Annotated in this window: 13 protein-coding genes and 1 pseudogene; 1 reads left to right on the plus strand and 13 read right to left on the minus strand. The window is 35.0% G+C overall.

The window, feature by feature from the left end; all coding sequences use genetic code 11:
* Nucleotides 1–77: 77 nt before the first annotated feature.
* From WNY98_RS20085 to WNY98_RS20110, 6 genes are all read right to left on the minus strand, one after another.
* Nucleotides 78–224, minus strand: a complete 147-nt coding sequence (locus WNY98_RS20085; protein WP_165724247.1) for a hypothetical protein — start codon at nt 222–224, stop codon at nt 78–80.
* Nucleotides 225–381: 157 nt separating this feature from the next.
* The gene (locus WNY98_RS20090; RefSeq protein WP_165724245.1) at nt 382–1140 is read right to left on the minus strand and encodes a DUF4145 domain-containing protein; all 759 of its coding nucleotides are present in this window, start codon (nt 1138–1140) and stop codon (nt 382–384) included.
* A 28-nt stretch (nt 1141–1168) separates the two neighbouring features.
* Nucleotides 1169–4339, minus strand: coding sequence for an AAA family ATPase (locus tag WNY98_RS20095; RefSeq protein ID WP_165724243.1), 3171 nt, complete (start codon nt 4337–4339; stop codon nt 1169–1171).
* Nucleotides 4329–4904 carry an ABC-three component system middle component 1 gene (locus tag WNY98_RS20100; protein ID WP_165724241.1) on the minus strand — a complete coding sequence of 192 codons (576 nt, stop codon included), beginning with the start codon at nt 4902–4904 and terminating at the stop codon, nt 4329–4331. The genes WNY98_RS20095 and WNY98_RS20100 overlap by 11 nt, the downstream gene beginning before the upstream one ends.
* On the minus strand, nt 4882–6177 hold the full coding sequence (locus WNY98_RS20105) for an ABC-three component system protein (RefSeq protein WP_165724239.1): 1296 nt from the start codon (nt 6175–6177) through the stop codon (nt 4882–4884). Before WNY98_RS20105 ends, WNY98_RS20100 begins: the two co-directional genes overlap by 23 nt.
* On the minus strand, nt 6177–7235 hold the full coding sequence (locus WNY98_RS20110) for an MBL fold metallo-hydrolase (protein ID WP_165724237.1): 1059 nt from the start codon (nt 7233–7235) through the stop codon (nt 6177–6179). The genes WNY98_RS20105 and WNY98_RS20110 overlap by 1 nt, the downstream gene beginning before the upstream one ends.
* A 619-nt stretch (nt 7236–7854) precedes the next feature.
* On the opposite strand from WNY98_RS20110, the pseudogene WNY98_RS20115 reads away from it, so the two are divergent.
* Nucleotides 7855–8196, plus strand: a pseudogene (locus WNY98_RS20115) (Yip1 family protein); the annotation flags it as partial.
* Nucleotides 8197–8310: 114 nt separating this feature from the next.
* Here the strand turns inward: WNY98_RS20115 and purF are convergent.
* The 7 genes from purF to WNY98_RS20150 form a co-directional block, all read right to left on the minus strand.
* Nucleotides 8311–9837, minus strand: coding sequence for an amidophosphoribosyltransferase (gene purF / locus WNY98_RS20120; protein ID WP_024600093.1), 1527 nt, complete (start codon nt 9835–9837; stop codon nt 8311–8313).
* 18 nt (nt 9838–9855) lie between these two features.
* Nucleotides 9856–10350, minus strand: a complete 495-nt coding sequence (locus WNY98_RS20125; RefSeq protein ID WP_007376853.1) for a CvpA family protein — start codon at nt 10348–10350, stop codon at nt 9856–9858.
* Between the two features lie 194 nt (nt 10351–10544).
* Complete coding sequence (locus WNY98_RS20130) at nt 10545–11186, minus strand: SPOR domain-containing protein (protein ID WP_024600092.1); 642 nt, start codon at nt 11184–11186, stop codon at nt 10545–10547.
* Between the two features lie 11 nt (nt 11187–11197).
* Nucleotides 11198–12463 (minus strand): bifunctional tetrahydrofolate synthase/dihydrofolate synthase, encoded by a 1266-nt coding sequence (folC, locus tag WNY98_RS20135; RefSeq protein ID WP_342878761.1) that lies wholly within the window; start codon nt 12461–12463, stop codon nt 11198–11200.
* A 25-nt stretch (nt 12464–12488) separates the two neighbouring features.
* Nucleotides 12489–13364 carry an acetyl-CoA carboxylase, carboxyltransferase subunit beta gene (gene accD / locus WNY98_RS20140; RefSeq protein WP_077537383.1) on the minus strand — a complete coding sequence of 292 codons (876 nt, stop codon included), beginning with the start codon at nt 13362–13364 and terminating at the stop codon, nt 12489–12491.
* 155 nt (nt 13365–13519) lie between these two features.
* Complete coding sequence (gene truA, locus WNY98_RS20145) at nt 13520–14314, minus strand: tRNA pseudouridine(38-40) synthase TruA (protein ID WP_165724236.1); 795 nt, start codon at nt 14312–14314, stop codon at nt 13520–13522.
* A 278-nt stretch (nt 14315–14592) separates the two neighbouring features.
* Nucleotides 14593–17021, minus strand: a 2429-nt coding sequence (locus tag WNY98_RS20150; RefSeq protein ID WP_342878762.1) for a FimV/HubP family polar landmark protein, incomplete at its 5' end; no start/stop codon positions are given.

Consider the following 17021-nt stretch of genomic DNA (forward strand, 5'->3'; position numbering starts at 1 on the left):
TTTTTCACCCAAATTTGTATGCTTATCAGCATAACATTTCTTTCTTAATGGGTGGCCAAATTAACTATGCCACTACATTAATCAGCTTCGTTTTCGTCTTGGTTGTGTATTTCTAAACTTGAAGACATCGCACTTTCGCGGGTGCTTTTTGCTGAATCGTTACGTAGCTCATCAATACGGTTTAAATAGTTTTGATCAATATCGCCAGTAATATACAAACTCACTGAACCAGTTGTTAATTTTAGGTTCCCAATGGGGGTTATTATTTTTGAAACTTTAACTCTTCTATTACTATACTTTCTTTTTATAGATAGAATACAAATAGAATATTTTCTAATTCCAAAGTTCTACCAAGAAAGTAATCAGACTTAAAAGAATGAATTAAGCAAGCCCTTTAGCTTCATTAATCTTATGAGCCAAATCAAAAATATTTTCATCTGAGGGTTTGTATACAATGTCTAATACCAATTTTAATATTTCATACGCATCTATTGTTACTTTTTTTGTTAGCCCTTCGTTACCGTGAGAACCAACATTACCTAGCCATTTAATAGCCAATAATAACCCTTTTATTTTTTCATGCTTTTCAGGTAGATGCTCAATACGGTAATGTAGACTTGATCTAATTTCTTTATCATCTTTATTTCTATGGACTCTAGGTATTTTCAATTCATCAAGCAAAAATTCAATACATGCTCTAATTCGATTACCACAGGAGTCACTATCACAGAAAAATAAGGCAAATGATTTATTTAGCATCTTAGCGATATTTTTAGGAACATTTTCAGGAGCGTTAAATATATTCAGTGAAGGCTGAAAATATGAAGGACGAAATAAAGTAACATATTCATGATGACAGTCACCTCCTTCTAGATATTCTTGGTATTCATCTACACGGCCAATCCCTACTGACATTACAGTTTCACAACATTTTTTATTATTACATTTTAGAACAGCATTTATGGTGTACTCAACAAACTCATGGCAGTACTCAGGATGCCATTTCCAACCTACTGACTCAGCGGTCTGCTCAATATCCGCAGGTTTTTCACCTATTTCTAAAATTCCTATTTTACAGGTAGGACAAAACCATTGAGGAAAATGGTCTATATTGAACTCGTCTGATAGAAAACTTTTCACTTTTAATACCTCCTAAGATTAACAAGTTTTATCTTGCTTTCAATTTCCCGAATGTTTCAAACTCAATAAATTTTGATTTGAACAACTTTTCAGGCATTTTTTTCTTTAGCAAATTCTGAAAGCTTTCATCATGGGTTGATAGAATAATTTGCTTCCCCATATTTGTAACAATACTTCTAAACAAATCAATAGTTGATAGTATATTAATGCTATCCATCGATTGGATTGGATCATCTATAAAGATGCAATCAATCGGTTTACCTTCGTTATCAGTAGTGTTTAAAGCTTTAGCAAGAAAAATACTTAAACTTAGAATGTTAAGTTGAGCCGTACTAAAATATAAAGTAGGTACAATTGAATCGTCATCACAATCATTTGAAACAAAGACATTAAGCTTGGGCTTATCTTGTGAAAAATCACATTGAAACGAAATTTCGTTATATCTTGGGTGTGGGTCTATTTTTTTATACAATGAATTGATTAACCTTTGATAAAAAAATGACTCAATTTGTTTATTAATGAAATTAGATAGTCTGGTTTTCTCTTTTCTTAATTCTTTATTAACGTTATTATCTAGCAATGTAATCTCTGCTTCTAACCTCCTTCTATCTTTTTTATTTTCTTCTGATTTTAAGAATGGAATTACGTTGGTTTTATATCTTTCTAGCTTTTCTATCTCACCCTTTAAGTTTTTCATGCTTTCAATTTTAGAAACACAAACTTCAATATTTTCTTCAAGGAATTTTTCTAGATCGGCTCGTTCAACTTCATTACTGCTAATATTTAAATTAAAATTAGATTCAATAAAGATTTCAAATCTAGTCAGTTCAGTTAGTATATTTTTTATAATCACCTCTATTTCAATAATTTTATTCGCATAGTAGGCTAAATCAGAGCTTGGTAGTATTTTGCTGAGTGTATCTATATCAGTACTAAGTTGATCAGCCTCTATTTTGTACTTAGTCATGTCTTGATTCTTTTCTGCGACTAATTTTTGTAGAGTATTAAAATAATTTCCCTCATCAGATAAGGCTTCTTTATTACTGAATGATTTAATCTTTTGAAAATCAAGCTCTTTTTTTAACAGTTCAATTCGCTCTTTTGCATTACTGAGCTGTATTTCAAATAACTTAAGGCTTTCTTCATCTTCGACTATTTTTGAATTTATAAGTTTTAAAGATGCTTTCACTCCTTCGAACTCTTTGGTCTGACTTGATATTCTATTAGAAACTGAGAGGAGATATTTATCCATGCTAAGGTTATCAACAGTCAATTTTAGCTTTTCATTTTCTAACTCTAATCGCTCTATACTTACTTGATTCGACATTAAGGAAGCTTTCAAATTCCCCAAAGTTGCCTTGTCGCGATTAAGAGTTGTTGTTTCATTTTTAAGAAGATCATTAAGCTGTCTGAATAATTTGATCTTGCTTATTTCTAGTAAGCTAGCAAGGTAATCATATTTATTTTGAAGCTCGGAACGCTCTTCGACAAGTTTTCCAAGCTCATCTTTTAATAGAGGGTTATTTGATACTTTCTTGGATAGCTCTGCATATGATTCATAAGGATTCTGACATAATGGACATTCAGACATTTCAGAACCATTGATAACTTTCACTCCTAGATCGAGCAATTCTTTCAGTTCATTATTTAACGAATCTATTTTTTTTATTTTACTATTAACACTGTCAATATTTTTTTTTATATCTTTAAGCGAATTTTCCTGATTTTCGATAACTAAAATACTTTCTCCATAAATTTCAAAGTTAATATTTCCTTCTAGACTATAGATATTTTTTTCAATCGTTTTAATAGCATTTTCAATGTTTAAAATTGTACTTTTTGCTGTTTCTATATCCGTTATCTTAGCTTGTAATAAATTTTTATCCGCATTTATTGCTACACCTAACGCTATAATTTTTTCATTATTTTCGTCTATATTTCTGAATACTTGAGGAGAAGAGTTTTTCTTAGAAAGTAACTTATTTAAAGCTGAATTTTCAATTTGCAGCTTTGATGTTAATTCTTTATGCTCATCTTTTTTATCTTCTAATGAGTTTTTTGCTTCAACTCTAGAATAATCTATTGTTGATAACTCCGAGTTAATATTTTTAATTTTACTTTCTATAACATCATATTGTGGGACAATTTTAATTAAAGACTCATACTCAGAAATGTGTTGTTGATTCAATGAGGCAAGGTTTTTTATTTCTTTAATTTTTTCTTGCTTATCAAGACGTTCATTAAAAGAATCTTTAAGGCTATTTGATTTTTTTAACTCAAGTTTATTTTCCACTAATTTATCTTTCAAAGTAAAATAAGACTTCAACCCTATTTTTTCTTGAGATGAACCTGATTTGACCAAGTTTATTTTATGGAGTATTTCCTCATTTTTATTTATCTCACTACTAAGCTCGCCTAATTTGTCTTTTATTAGATTAATAAGCAAGTAATCATCTTCTTCAGAAAATGAAGGAGTTATTAATGGAAAATTACAATTCATGGCATTAATTTTTTCTATTTCTTCATTTATTAATACAAGTAAATTGGAATCATATTCAACTTCGGTATCTTCACTAAGATCTTTTAATTCACCTTTCAGTAACTTCACTTTAGCCTTATTTAAGCTAATAAGGTTAATCACAGCATTATACTTTTTGTTTAGAGAAACATCGCCAAATGATGATACAAACTTTTCATATCGTATTTCAGCATCATCCTCTTTAAGAAACGCATCTATCCACTCTTGGCTTAACATTACTTCATGAAAATGTTCAGTTCCCTCTTCAATTTTTTGGGCTTCAAATTTGTAATCAGGTACTCCTTTTTTTACTTTAGGGATATGTCTAGAATACGGAACATCACCAAGAGTAGTGTGTAAATTAACAAAGCCTTCTTCTAGATCTGAGAATTTATTCCTAAGTATAAGTTGATGCTTTCTTTTACCATCATCACCAGTAGAATTTGCTCTTTCTGATTTTGCTAAATCAGAATTAAATCCTCTTCTTCTATCGTAGCGAGTAATTTTGTTTGTAAAAGCCCACTCCACAGCATCATAAAAAGATGTTTTCCCAAAACCATTTGGCGCATGAATTGATACAAAATCAGCTACTTCATTTAACTCTGTCAAAAAATCAAATGTACTACGATTTACATTGTCATATACACGAAAAGATTGTATTTCTACTTTCTTAATCTTCATCCTTGATCTCCAAAATTATTTTTGAAAGTGTCATTTCGAGTAGTTCTTTGTCATTTAAATTTTCATTACCTTGCAGGTAAATGGATTCAATATTTTTAAATACTTTTGATTTTGAATAATATGAAGATTCCTCTGGCCGCGTTTTAACTTTTTCATCAAGAAAAATATCACTTCCTACAATATATTCAGCAATAATACCTTCTACCACTTGCTTATCTATTTTTTTATCAAACTTATCTATAACAACCTTTCTACTCGAAAATTTATCGTTAATAATTTTATATTTAAGTTCTACACCTATTTCTTCCTTACAAAGGTAAAATAAATAAAAGTTCCACATTTGAAAATCATTTTTAAAATATTTACTCAACTCTGAAGAGATCACACTATTTAATATATCCCACAGTTCATTTAACTTGGCCTCAGAGCTAACACTTAAAATGCAAAGAAAAATGTTATCTATATATGGGGTTTCAACAATAATAATATCGTCAATTTGATAATCCAAATTTAATTTATTTGAAAATTCTGATTTAGATTTTTTATATGATATTTCTTGTGCCATTTATTATATTTTCCCTAATATTGCCCATATTGGCATCAATGAATAGTTCGAGGTTCTCAATAATTGTTTTTTGAATATCATAAATGTGTTTAAACTTTATATCTTGTGCAAGGTTTTGTACTGTGCTGTGAATTGACATCATACTTTGAGGAACTTCAGATATGCTCATGACAAGACTAGAAGGAGCTACCGTTAGTGTTGGTTCATCATCACCTAGAGTTGCAACAAAAACATTCCCTCCTCTTTCTAGTTCTGATAGATCAGCTTCGCATAGATCTTTAATTAACTCAGTCCAATTCTTTTTAACAGTGCCAAAAAACAATTTGTTTTTTTTATTTATCTCTGGAAAATCATCAAGAACTAAACTTCTTTGGCTATGAATTTGGTTTAAAGTCAATATTTCCAATAAAGCTGTCCATAAATTTTGATGATTTTTAAATTCATCTTCATGTCGGCTTAATAAATAATTTGTTGGGTATCCGTCCATTATCTTCTCAGGACTAAATTCAGCACAAAGCGTATTAGCTATACTATGTAAATCAGCTTTTAGTAAATGAAACCCTCGACTATCTTGTAATGGAAATTGAGCCAGAAGGTATGTTTTACAAACCAAATTTGAGAATGATTTTATGAAGGGAGGAAATAACAGTGAAAGCTCTTCAATATTTTGACCTATTATTTCATCGAATGCTTTCAATGGAACTAAATCTATTCGACTTAAAGATTCAACATCATCAGATACCGACATTCTTTTTTGAATAGCGGCTATGGCAAAACTACCATTTAGTAATTTTAAAACTCCACCACCTGATTGCCCTACAATTTCACGGTGGTCAACAGAACGGTTTATTTCAGCCTCAACATAGCCATGACCTGTTCGATGCTGAATAGTTAATTTATTGTGTCTATATGAAGAGAGATTTTCACGTCTAACATCAGGAAACCCACATAAATAATAATCTTCTGTCTTATTGAAAAGATTATCTATTCTTAAATGCTTAGGGAGTTCACTAATGAAAGAGACTTTTAAAATTGCTGCGTCTATATCTACATTCTCATGATAATACGGCTCACCAATAACATCCATTGTCTCAATTTGTATTGCTCCATTTTCACCCATTAACTCTCTTTGCACTTGAGTTATATTAGATCCCTCTACAACATGTCTTGCGGTTAAAACATATGTATAACTTTCCGATGTAGGTTGAAATAAACAACCACTACCATCACCAACTATTACCGAAAAAATCCTAAATTGGTCTATAGTGTTCATTAAAATTCCAATGTTTGTATTTCTGAATATTTAAAGTTCGGAAAGTCAGAAATATCCTGTTCAGAAAAAATATTCAAAGGGTAATTGAATAACAGTTCAGCAGTATTGTTATGGTTAATAATTCTCGCCAAACATTGTTTATGCGGGAGCTTGTGTATATCTCCACTTGAGCTAATTATATACTTAGAGGTGTCGACCAAATCTAATAACTCATAGTTGGTATTTCTTTTACTACCATGATGAGATACCTTCATAAATTCTGCCTTAATAGGATTATCTTTACTGTAACCTAGTTCGTTCAAGCTTTTTATTAAGAGTAAAGGATGAGAGTCGCCGAGAAACAACATGTTTTTATCATTAAAGCTTAGAATAAAGGCAATTGAGCTACCATTATGAGTAGATTTATCTTCTGAAAATTGATCCTGAAGCAGTAATTGCTTTATCGTTTTATCATAATCATCTGACTTTGCAGTATCTAAATCTTTATCCTCATCAGTCCACTTTTTTAATAATGATTTAAGCTTAATTTCATCCGGAGAAAGTATAGTAAAGCTCAATCCAAGTTCATGTAATATAGTTTTATTTTCTATTTTTTTAATTAGTTTTCTGTCCCATATTCCATGCATTTCAATATAGTCTTCAAATGCTATTCCTTGCTTAATGCTTGTATCCAAACTACTACTGTCTTTGAGAGCTTGAAGATTGGATATAATTTCAGCAACAGCTTTATCTTCAAAAATTAAGCGACCAGAGTTAAACCAAACTTTTTTAACTAAGTCTTTAGCTAAGGGGTCTTTCTCAAACCAGTTTAAGATGCCACCTATATGATCATCATCAACATGGGTTAATATTAATAAATCAATGCTCTCATTATTCTCATGTATCTCTTGAATAGCTATTTGTAAGGCACCAGCTTCGGGTTTACCTTTTTTATTTTTAAATTGGTACGTTTTTCGTGTACCGCCATCAACTAAAATGTTTCTATTAATACATTTTTCGTCTACAAAAGAAATAACTATTGAATCACCATTAAATGCTTTCAAGAATTGAATTTTCATACTTCCTCCAAAATTAAGCTTTAAATATATTCAAAGCTAAATAGATGCTGATACATAACATTCCAGTACCGAGAGTCTGATATCCAAAATGAATAAGTTTATATCTCAACCTTTTATAGCTTTAATTTAAGTGGCATTGTTGATCTTCTGTTGTTTTTCAAGTTATTTAGCTAAATCAAAAACCCCTTCGCATCTATGCGTATAGATAAATAACTACTGTAGTAACAGATACAATTAATACATAAAGTAATTACCATTTTTCATGTTATATAAATTTACTAACATCAGGTTTTTAGACCAAGAATAAAAACATCTCTGCGCCTGTAGACATAGGAATAATATAAGAGCGTAGTTTGTTGCCTGAATCTTTAGCTAAGGAGTGGCATGATTTAATTTCTTCCATGAAAAAACTCGATTCAAATTTATCAATTTAAATCATATAACTTTACCACTTTTAATTCCATGATTTAATTAAGGTTATTACGCCACTTAAAAAGTGTCTATCATAGACATCTAAAACCTGTTATTTAATCTGAAAATACCCTAGACACCTATTAAGTTATTAAATAACTTAATAGGTGTCTAGAAAGTAATGTAAAGTTCAGCCTTCATCTAATAGGTTGCGTATTTAGCCCATTGGATGGCGGTTACATTTGGTTCTAAGCCTACATTTACACAAACACTTGAACTTGCAGCTTATACTGCAACACCTGTGTTTATGTCGGCGCTTGCCGCCTTTTGGCCTGTTCTTTGGTTTGTAGTGTGTATTGGAATTATTGCACTAGCTTACTCGGTCTACTTACTTTATACCGGCGTACCAATACTTATGCATATTCCAGAAGAGCGTGGCTTTATTTATGCCAGCTCAGTTGTAACGTGTGGATTAATATTACTGGTTATTATTTTAGCTGTAACAGCTATGCTTTGGACAAATGGGATTGTTACTCCAATGTTTACTTAATAAAGTTTAGCTAAAAAAGAGTCGTGTTTGATAGAAATGTTCCCTTTCTTTCCTTCGCAAAAAAGGAGCTAATTAGCTCCTTTTTTTATGTAACGACTTTTTATTAACTAATTATTAATCAGCTTCGTTTTCGTCTTGGTTGTGAATCTCTAAACTTGAAGACATCGCACTTTCGCGGGTACTTTTTGCTGAATCGTTACGTAGCTTATCAATTCGATTTAAATAGTTTTGATCAATATCGCCAGTAATATATTGGCCATCAAATACTGAGGTTTCAAATTTAGTAATTTCAGGATTTTCTTGGCTAACTGCTGCAATTAAATCTTTTAACGATTGAAAGATTAAACCGTCAGACCCTATGCTTGCATTAATATCTTCTACTTCACGTCCGTGAGCAATAAGCTCAGCTGCTGAAGGCATATCAATACCGTACACATTAGGGAAGCGTATTTCAGGTGCCGCTGATGCAAAGTAAACGTTTTTAGCGCCAGACTCTCGGGCCATTTCAACAATTTGTGCTGATGTTGTACCACGAACAATTGAGTCATCAACCAATAATACATTTTTGCCTTTAAATTCGCGATCAATTGCGTTTAGCTTTTGACGCACTGACTTTTTACGCATTTCCTGACCAGGCATGATAAATGTACGACCAATATAACGGTTTTTAACAAAACCTTGGCGATACGGTAAATCAAGTACACGTGCAATTTCCAGCGCTACATCACATGAAGTTTCTGGAATTGGGATAACTACATCAATATCTTTGTCTGCCCATTCGCGTGCAATTTTTTCGCCTAGTTTAGTCCCCATATTTACACGTGTTGCATACACAGACATACGGTCTATTGTTGAGTCAGGTCGAGCAAAATAAACAAATTCAAAAATACACGGCGAGTAAGATGCCTTATCAGCACAACTAAGTGAATGGAATTCACCCTCTTCTGTAACATATATAGCTTCACCAGGTGCAACATCACGTACAAACTCAAAACCATCCGGTTTCAACGCAACGCTTTCTGAGGCAAACATGTACTCAGTACCTTTTTCGGTTTCGCGTTTACCAAATACAAGTGGGCGGATACCATTAGGGTCGCGAAAAGCAACAATGCCATGGCCGATAATCATAGCAATCGTTGCATAGCCACCGCTTACTTTATTGTTTACTTCGGTTACCGCTGTAAAAATATCTTCAGGGTCTAAATGCAACTTATCAGACTTACTTAATTCATGTGCCATGATATTAAGTAAAATTTCAGAGTCTGACGTTGTATTAACGTGACGACGTGCTTCTGAGAATAACTGCTCTTTTAAAGCTTCTGCATTAGTAAGGTTGCCATTATGGGCAAGCGCTATACCAAACGGTGAGTTAACATAAAAAGGTTGTGCTTCAGATGAGCTTGAAGATCCTGCTGTAGGATAACGCACATGGCCAAGGCCAATTGTACCTTGGAGTCGTTTCATATGACGGGTGTGAAAGGCATCTTTCACAAGGCCATTTGCTTTGCGTAAGCTAAACGTATTATTCTCAATGGTAATGATACCCGCGGCATCTTGACCACGGTGCTGCAAAACAGTTAAGCCATCATAAATCGCCTGATTCACAGGGGATGTTCCGACTATTCCAACGATACCACACATGTAATTTATCCTCGCCGATTAACGGTTTACTGAATTTAAAAAGCTCGAGTTGTTTTCTAGGTACGAAAAGAACCATTCAACTACAAAGCCAAATTCTGGAATCAAAATAGAATTGCCCCACCAGTGCGTATTGGGTGCACCAGTAAAAGCATCAAGAAAGAAGAGTAACGCGCTCACGACCAACACGCCTCGTAGAGCACCAAACACTATGCCAAAAACACGGTCGGTACCCGATAAACCAGTACGATGTACAAGCTCACCTAAAATATAGTTTAGTAAACCGCCTAACAGTAGCGTCGCAAAGAATAATATGGCTATGGCCGCAGCATTTCTTAAAAGGGGTTCAGAAATGGTTGTTAGGAAGGAAGCTAAATATTGGTAAAATAAGCTAGAGATGATAAAGGCGCCAGCCCATACCGCTAATGACATTGCTTCTTTTACAAAGCCGCGTATTAAACCGATGATGGTAGACAATGCAATGATGCCAATAATGGCGTAATCAACCCAGATCATAAGAACCAATTAGTCGCTAATTTGGGGCGCATTCTATACCCAAACATCGTTAGTATGCAAGTTTAAACGGGAGATTACTGGGTTGTAGTCAATACAAAAAATTAACATTATAGAATGGGTATTATGAGATAAAGATAATGATAAAAACAAATATAAATAAATAAAAAAGGCTTGTGATACAAGCCTCTTTATAATTATTTTGTAACTTCGTATTGCGTAACTTTACCATTCAATTTAGTAAGCTCTTTCAGCTGGGGAAGCTGCTTTTGTAATTCATTTTTATCAAGCGAAGGACCAACAAATACCTTGGTTAACGTCCCATTTGGGGTTTTAATCGGTTTAGTAAACGTTTTAAACCCTTCAACTTTTAATTTAGCCTGTAATGCTTTTACATTTGCAACATGTGAAAAACTACCTAATTGAATAACGTAAGCCATACTTGTTAGGTTTTCATCACTTTTACGAGGCGCAATAGGTTTTGGTTTAGCTTGAACAGGCGCTTTTGTAATTGGTGTAGCTTTAGGTTCAATAGTCGCTTCAACAACTTTATTCTCTACAGCGTAGTCACTCTCATCCATAGCATTTTGCTGCTCAAAAGCTTCATCATCAGCTTGAATATCTTCAATTTCATCTTGTTTTAGTGGTTCAGCATTAGCCATGTTTTCATCAATTGACTCTTGAAGATCGATTGTTTTGAACTCAGGGCTATCAGGAATCGCTTTAAAGCCTTCTTTATAATGCACTTTTTCGCCATCGAGTATATTAGGGATAAACACAATTGCTGCGATCACTACTATACTTGTTCCGACTAAGCGATTAATAAAACTTGAGTTCACCGACATCCTCTCTATTTTTTAAAGTAATTAATAGCGCCGGCCACTGTAAAAAATGAACCAAATACAATCAACATAGTATCACTTTGTTGTTTTGGTAAAATTACACTTAGTGCCTGTGCCACACTATCATAGCTATTGATAGTATTATGATGAGATATACCCTGCAGCGCATTTTGTAAATTACTTGCAGTGTCGCCTCGGGGGCCACTTAAACTAGCTAATGACCACTCATCGACTAAGTGACTTACTTCTTTAAGTACACCTGCTTTATCTTTATCAGCAAGCATAGCGGCTAATGCATGAATTTTAAAGCCTTTATCTTTATAGCTTGATAACTTATTGGCTAAATAACGTGCCGACTCAGGGTTATGTGCTACATCGGTAAAGACTAAAGGCTCAGTAGTTAACTGCTGAAACCGCCCTTCTACAACTAAATTAGCGAGGCAACTTCGTATGACTTGCTCACTAGGTAATAAGCTTAAAACACTTAGTGCAGTTAACGCCGTTGCTGCATTTTGACACGGTATTGCTGGCTTATCTATTTCAAGATTATGTTCTTTATATTGCCAATTAAAGCTCTCAGCATTTTCTTTGAAAATAAAGTCACTGCCCGACAACGTCATATTGGCATTAATCTCTTTGCCATAATCAGTCATTGTGTGAGGAATATTTAAATCCCCTATAATAGCCGGCGTATTTTCACGAAAAATCCCGGCTTTATCATAAGCCACTAACTCTCGTGTATCACCTAGGTACTCTTTATGATCTAAATCGATGGTGGTGATCACGCTTGCAAAGGGAGTTACTATATTTGTAGCATCAAAGCGCCCACCTAGACCCACCTCTAGTAATACATAATCGACGCTGCAGCGTTTAAAAATTGCCAACGCCCCCAAAGTACCGTATTCAAAATAAGTCAGAGGAGTGTCTTTACGGCCTTGCTCAAGCTGGTGAAAAGCATCTATATGGAATTGGTCTGCCAGTTCTTCGCCATTAACTCGTACACGCTCGTTATAACGAATTAAATGAGGAGATGCGTAAGTACCCACGCTAAACCCCTGCGCTAGCAATAGCGACTCTAAGCAGCGTGCAGTGGTGCCCTTACCGTTTGTACCGGCAATAAGAATAATTTTACTTGGGGTGTTTAAAAGGCCAATAGTGTTGGCAACATTAGCAACTCGTTCTAAACCCATTGCAATGTTAGCTGGGTGAACACTTTCTAAATAAAAAAGCCAATCATCAAGGCTTGATGATTGGCTAGGAATTGTTTTTGTCATAGCGTGTAATCAGTAAAGCTGAAATTTACGCTACTCTATGCTCTTGTTCCGTAGAAGGCAAGTTCATAAATTTAGCTAAAATGCGTGCAAGGGTATCGCGCATTTCACGGCGATCAATAATCATGTCAATTGCACCATGTTCTAGCAAAAATTCACTACGCTGAAAACCTTCTGGTAATGTTTCGCGAACAGTTTGTTCAATAACACGAGGACCTGCAAAACCAATTAACGCTTTAGGTTCAGCAACGTTAATATCACCCAGCATAGCAAGTGATGCCGATACACCACCCATTGTTGGATCGGTCATTACTGAAATAAATGGAAGACCTTTTTCAGTCATTTTTGCAAGTGCAGCGCTTGTTTTAGCCATTTGCATAAGCGACATAAGCGCTTCTTGCATACGTGCTCCGCCTGATGCAGAAAAACAAATAAGCGGCATGTTATGCTCTAAACATTGATCAACAGCATCAACAAAGCGAGCGCCAACAACAGAAGCCATTGACCCCCCCATAAACGAGAACTCAAATGCTACCGCTGCTACCGGAATACCTTTTAATCGGCCTTTTATAGCTACAAGTGCATCTTTTTCACCACTTGCTTTTTGCGCTGCACTGATACGGTCAGAGTACTTTTTAGAATCTTTAAACTTAAGAATGTCTTTAGGCTCATGTTGTGTACCAAGCTCTTGACGATCACCTTCATCTAAAAAGTGCTCTAGGCGCTTACGGCCACTAACACGCATGTGGTGGTCACACTTAGGACATACGTTTAATGACTTTTCTAATTCAGCTTTATATAAAATTGAATCACACGATGTACACTTAGCCCAAACACCTTCTGGGATTTCTTTACGACCTGATGATTTTGTCGTTTTAGGTAAGATTTTTTCTAGCCAACTCATTTGCAACTCTCTTAATGCTGTTCTGTGTCGCGAGCCTGCCAATAGCAATTAGCAGACAAATTTTTTCAATTAAAACATGAATTACACTAACGCGGTATAAAAAACTGGTCTTAGTAGTTAAAAGTGTTCATAAAAAACACTAACGGCAACCATAACTAAATTTCAGCGTCAGGTAAAAACAATGGACCTAAAGGCATTTTAGGAATATTAAACTCTTCAGGATAATCGACATCAACCAAGTATAAACCTGCAGCTTTAGCTGTAGCACTTGCTTTAGCACGCTCTTTACAATCAAGTAATTCTTTCAACCAAATGGGCTGTTGCTTATGTATGCCAATATCCATCAAGCTCCCCGTTATATTACGTACCATGTGATGTAAGAACGCATTCGCCTTAATATCAATAATAACGTAACACCCTTGGCGCTGTACCGATAAATGATGAATAGTGCGAGTCGGTGTATTTGCTTGACAATGGATCGCTCGAAAAGATGTAAAATCGTGTGTCCCGATCAAATACTGACAGGCTTCCTGCATTTTAACTTCATCTAATGGGTGATGAAAATGCGTAACCCCTTCGTTTAACACCGCTCCTCGAAAAGGAGAGTTATAAATAATATAGCGGTATCGGCGAGCTGTTGCACTAAAACGAGCATGAAAATCGACAGCAACTGGTTGTGCAAAGCGAATAGCAATATCTTTAGGCAATAAGGTATTCATACCCATTGTAAATGCGACCATGTCACGCGAAGCTTCAGTTTCAAAATGTATTATTTGACCTGTACCGTGCACACCCGCATCAGTTCGCCCCGCACATACTACTTCAACTGGGTGATTACAAATACGCGACAATGCCTTTTCTACTTCTTGTTGTACGCTATTAACATGTGATTGACGTTGCCACCCACTATAGCGTACGCCGTTGTATTCAACTCCAAGTGCTACTCGCATAATTACTGCTTTACCTACTGTGCTAATGAACACGGCATTTTATGCTATCTCTCGACGCAATAAAAGGAGGTGTGCGGTAATACCCTTTTTATTAAAAACATGAGCATTTTAATGAATCAAATAACTTAATAATTACGATGTAAATTATTCTTTTATAACAATTACATACTATAAAATCCGCTTCATTAATGCGTTGCTTTCCCTTGTTATAATTAAACTAACATCCATAAAAAAACCCTTAATTAGAATAACCAATTAAGGGTTTTTTTAACAATTTGTTATTTTAGTTTCGCTTTTAAACTAAGTGCCTCTTCTTGAACTTCTTCTGGGCCTTTGTTGATGACATCCTCAATGACCTTGAGCGCAGAATCAAAATCATCAATTTCAATATAAGCACGCGCTAAATCTAGTTTAGCTGAATAACCACCACTTTCAGCATCAACATCGGTTGGGTTATCACCAGCAAGTAATGCATCAAACTCACTCAAACCGACATCCATATTAACGTCGGTGTAAGGTTCGTGTTCAAGTTCAGCCTCTTCACTTTCTTCTAATAATGAATCTATATCTACAAATTCATCATTATCAAGTTGCTCAATATCACTACTTTCAACAAGTGGCTCTTTTGTAGTTAATGAGTCATCTTCCTCTAATTCTTCTTTTAGCAAGCTGTCAAAGTCGACATCAAATTCACTGCTATCCTCAGCACTTAATTCTTCAGGCTCCGCTAACTCACTAAGTAATGAATCAAAATCAGTTTGCGTCAAATTTGACATAAACTCTTCATCAAGTTCATCGTCAGAGCTAATATTAGTGCTACCTGCTTCATCTGAGTTTGTTAACTGTGCTTCGCGCTCTGCATTTGTTTGCTCTTGCTGCTCGTCTGATAACTCATCAGTTAGCGCTTGCTCTAAAATATCTTCGTCAAACTCAACATCTAAGTCAGAAAAATCGTCTTCAATTAAAATTTCATCATCAAAATCGTCTTCTAAACTATCTAAATCATTATTTTCAGAAAGCGCATTTGATAAGTCCTGCTCAGCTTGGCTGGAAGCGACTCCCTGCGCCTCACCGTCTAAATCATCACCTTGTAATTCTTCGGGGGTAAATGGCAACTCACTTTCTAGTGTTTCTTGAACTTCATCAAGGTTAAGAGGTTTGGTGTCATCTTCTATACTTGATGGTTCAACAGAATCAACCTCATCATTAATTTTTTGACGTAATTCATCATCAAGTGACTCATCTTCAATCTCAGTTTCTAATTCAGAGAAGTCATTATCAATTAATAGTTCATCATCAAAATCATCTTCTAAACTATCTAAATCACCATCTGCCATAAGTGCATTAGCGAGATCTTTCTCTGTTTGACTAAGTGCTACTGCATTTTCATCACCCGATGCATCTCCTTTGAGCTCTTGCGACTCAAACGAAGGCTCACTCTCTAATAATGGTTGAGCGTCGTCTAATTCAAGTTCAGGATACTCATCGAGTTCTTCACTTGGCGTTACAAGCTCGCTATCAAGCTGATCTTCAGTACTTGTAATATCTGAGTCATCGTCGCCTGCTAGCGGATCGTCACCAAGGTCTACTTCTATTTCTTCAAGGTCATCATCAAGCTCGTCTAAAGACCAATCAGGTGTTTCTAAATAGTCATCATCTGTAGTTTGCTGTAGCTCATTTAAAAGCTCATCAACGCTCTTTAAAGTATCATCTGTATATTCTTCAAGTGCATCTTCAGGATCAAGAAGCGACTCTGATGTGTCTGAAAAATCATCTACGGTAATACCTATAAGCTCAGGCTCTTCTAAAAGTTCAGGCTCTTCTTCAAGCTCTGGTTCTTCTAAAAGCTCTGGTTCTTCTAAAAGCTCAGGCTCTTCTTCAAGATCTGGTTCTTCTACAAGCTCTGGTTCTTCTATAGGCTCTGGCTCTTCTACAAGTTCTGGTTCTTCTATAAGCTCTGGTTCATCTACAAGCTCTGGTTCTTCTACAAGCTCTGGCTCTTCTTCAAGCTCAGGCTCATCGTTAAGCTCAGGCTTTTCTTCAAGCTCTGGTTCTTCTTCAAGTTCAGGCTCTTCTGCAAGTTTAGGTTCTTCTACAAGCTCAGGCTCTTCTACAAGCTCAGGCTCTTCTACAAGCTCAGGCTCATCGTTAAGTTCAGGTTCTTCTACAAGCTCTGGCTCATCGTTAAGCTCAGGCTCTTCTGCAAGCTCGGGCTCTTCATTTAATGATGAAGCAAGCGACTCAATATTATCAACATTTAATTCTTCTTGAGCATCTGCTAAATCCTCAACTGAGTCTGCCAATGCATTATCAATTTCTGAATCTCTTACATCTGAATTTTTTAGTTCATCGTCAATTAGGTTATCTATATTGTCTAAATCAAAGTCGTCACTTTCCTCAACTAATAAATCATTTGCAGTATCAACCGCGGCCTCATCAATTAAGCTATCTATATCGTCTAAATCAAAGTCGTCACTTTCCTCAACTAACAAGTCATCTGCAGTATCAGCTGCGGCCTCATCAATTAAGCTATCTATGTCGTCTAAATCAAAGTCGTCACTTTCCTCAACTAATGAATCATTTGCTGTATCAACCGCTGCCTCATCAATTAAGCTATCTATGTCGTCTAAATCAAAGTCGTCACTTTCCTCAACTAATGAATCATCTGCAGTATCAACTGCTGCTTCATCAATTAAACTATCTATGT

The organism is Pseudoalteromonas sp. AS71, from assembly GCF_038900275.1.
Classification (GTDB): Bacteria; Pseudomonadota; Gammaproteobacteria; order Enterobacterales; family Alteromonadaceae; genus Pseudoalteromonas.

Excerpts from the sequence above, each read along its gene's own strand:
- folC (WP_342878761.1), bottom strand. The coding sequence starts at position 12,463 with ATGACAAAAACAATTCCTAGCCAATCATCAAGCCTTGATGATTGGCTT.
- WNY98_RS20110 (WP_165724237.1), bottom strand. The coding sequence starts at position 7,235 with ATGAAAATTCAATTCTTGAAAGCATTTAATGGTGATTCAATAGTTATT.
- truA (WP_165724236.1), bottom strand. The coding sequence starts at position 14,314 with ATGCGAGTAGCACTTGGAGTTGAATACAACGGCGTACGCTATAGTGGG.
- WNY98_RS20125 (WP_007376853.1), bottom strand. The coding sequence starts at position 10,350 with ATGATCTGGGTTGATTACGCCATTATTGGCATCATTGCATTGTCTACC.
- accD (WP_077537383.1), bottom strand. The coding sequence starts at position 13,364 with ATGAGTTGGCTAGAAAAAATCTTACCTAAAACGACAAAATCATCAGGT.
- WNY98_RS20100 (WP_165724241.1), bottom strand. The coding sequence starts at position 4,904 with ATGGCACAAGAAATATCATATAAAAAATCTAAATCAGAATTTTCAAAT.
- purF (WP_024600093.1), bottom strand. The coding sequence starts at position 9,837 with ATGTGTGGTATCGTTGGAATAGTCGGAACATCCCCTGTGAATCAGGCG.
- WNY98_RS20105 (WP_165724239.1), bottom strand. The coding sequence starts at position 6,177 with ATGAACACTATAGACCAATTTAGGATTTTTTCGGTAATAGTTGGTGAT.
- WNY98_RS20095 (WP_165724243.1), bottom strand. The coding sequence starts at position 4,339 with ATGAAGATTAAGAAAGTAGAAATACAATCTTTTCGTGTATATGACAAT.